Annotated in this window: 2 protein-coding genes and 1 pseudogene; 1 reads left to right on the plus strand and 2 read right to left on the minus strand. The window is 70.2% G+C overall.

From position 1 onward, the window contains the following. A pseudogene (locus tag DM816_RS41730) lies at positions 1 to 293 on the minus strand (amidohydrolase); the annotation flags it as partial. Positions 294 to 337: 44 nt separating this feature from the next. On the opposite strand from DM816_RS41730, the gene DM816_RS41735 reads away from it, so the two are divergent. Further along, a complete protein-coding gene (locus DM816_RS41735; protein WP_117215923.1) occupies positions 338 to 1,513 on the plus strand; it encodes an ROK family protein in 1,176 nt (391 codons plus the stop codon). 111 nt (positions 1,514 to 1,624) lie between these two features. Here DM816_RS41735 and DM816_RS41740 read toward each other — a convergent pair. After that, on the minus strand, positions 1,625 to 1,905 hold a 281-nt coding region (locus DM816_RS41740), incomplete at its 5' end, for a hypothetical protein (RefSeq protein ID WP_211589090.1).

The raw sequence follows: 1,905 nt of genomic DNA on the forward strand, positions 1-1,905 counted from the left end.
GTCTCGCCTCGGCCTCCCGCCCGCCGCTGCGGCCGCGAGGCCGCTTGGCCTCCGCTAGCGTCTGCCCGGCCATCGCCCGTGCCCTCGATCACGGCGACCACCCCGTGCCCGCCGACACCGGTCGACACGGCCACTCCCGCCGCCCGCAGGCGCTCGGCGACCAGCGCGGCGGTCCGGCTCTCCGCGCCGGCCAGCTCGGGCCACCGGTGGATGTCATGCCGCAGTGCCACCAGATCGGTGTCGAACTCCGCCGCGATGTCGTCAATGCGCGCATGGTCCAGCCCCGCTGTCATGTGCGAAACGATAGGACACGGTGTCTTGCGGTAGCCTGCGCGACATGGGGCTGAGCCGCCGGTTACCGGATCCGTTGCAGGTGCGCCTGCTGCGCCTGCTGCGCGACGAGGGTCCGTTGTCGCGGGCCGAGCTGGGTGACCGCCTGGAAACGGCGCGCACCCGGCTGCTGGCGGAGATCGACCGGCTGGCCGCCGTCGAGCTGCTCGTGGAGGCGGGTCCGGCGGTGTCGCGGGGTGGCCGACGGTCCACTTTGGTCGAGCTGAACCCGCGCCTGCGTTTCGCGGGGGTCGACTTGGGCGCGACGTCGATCGACGTGGAGATCGTGGACGCCCGCATGGAGCCGGTGGCCGCGTTCAGTGAGCCGGCCGATATCCGCACCGGGCCCAGGCCGATCCTGCAGCGCGTCAACGAGCTCCTCCAGAAGGGCGGCGGGCGGCTCGACGCCATCGGCATAGGCGTGCCCGGCCCGGTGAGCTTCCGTGATGGCGTGCCCGTGTCGCCGCCGATCATGCCGGGCTGGGACCGCTTTCCCGTGCGTGAACTACTGTCCCGCGAACACGGTTGCCCGGCCGTGGTCGACAACGACGTGAACATCATGGCGATTGGCGAGCGCCACGGTGGTGTGGCCCATTCGGTGGACGATTTCCTGTTCGTCAAAATCGGCACCGGGGTCGGCTGTGGGATCCATCTGGGTGGCCGGGTTTACCGCGGTAGTGACGGGTGTGCCGGGGATATCGGGCATATCCAGGTGGACCCGAGCGGTCCGGTGTGCTCGTGCGGCAACATCGGCTGTCTGGAGGCCGTGTTCGGCGGGGCGGCGCTTGCCGCCCAAGCCCTTGAGGCCGCACAGTCGGGAGCCTCGCCCGCACTCGCCGAGCAACTGACGGCCGCCGGCACGCTCACCGCACACGATGTCGCCGTGCGCGCGGCGGAAGGAGACGTGGCCAGCATCCAACTGATCCGTGAGGGTGGCCGTCGGCTCGGCAGTGTGCTCGCGAGCCTCGTGTCCTTCGCCAACCCGTCGATGATCGTGATCGGCGGTGGCCTGGCCCAGCTGGGCCACATCTTGCTGGCCGAGATCCGCAGTGTCGTCTATAGACGGTCGCTCCCACTGGCCACCGGCAACCTACCGATCGTGCTGTCCGAGCTCGACTCCCGCGCGGGTGTCGCCGGCGCGGCGGTCCTGGCCAGCGAGCTCACGTTCGAACAGGTGCTTTAGGCGGTTCCCTGCAAGGCCAGGCACGGGTGGGCATGCGGTGGCGGGTCGTCCGGACGGACCGCTGGAGTCAGTCCGGACGACCCGAAGACGGCCGCGATGCCGCAGGGAGCGTCACAGCAGGAAGGTCAGTGTGGCGATGCCGGTCTGCCGGGTCAGTCCGGGCGGGCTCAGGCACTGGGTGATGCTGAGCGCAGGCAGGATGACTTCCCGGACGGCGGTCTTCCCCTGGAAGACCCCGGCCGTGATCGGCCCGGTGGACGTCACGTTCGTGGTGCCGTTCGCCAAACGGACGACGGTGGTGACGGTGTACGTGACGGTGCTGGTCTTTCCGGTGTTCCAGCGGTACGTGAAGACGTCGGTGGGCAAGCCGGCAGCGACCAGGCAGCTGGCCG

It is taken from the genome of Allorhizocola rhizosphaerae, assembly GCF_003426775.1.
In the GTDB taxonomy this organism is placed as follows: domain Bacteria; phylum Actinomycetota; class Actinomycetes; order Mycobacteriales; family Micromonosporaceae; genus Allorhizocola; species Allorhizocola rhizosphaerae.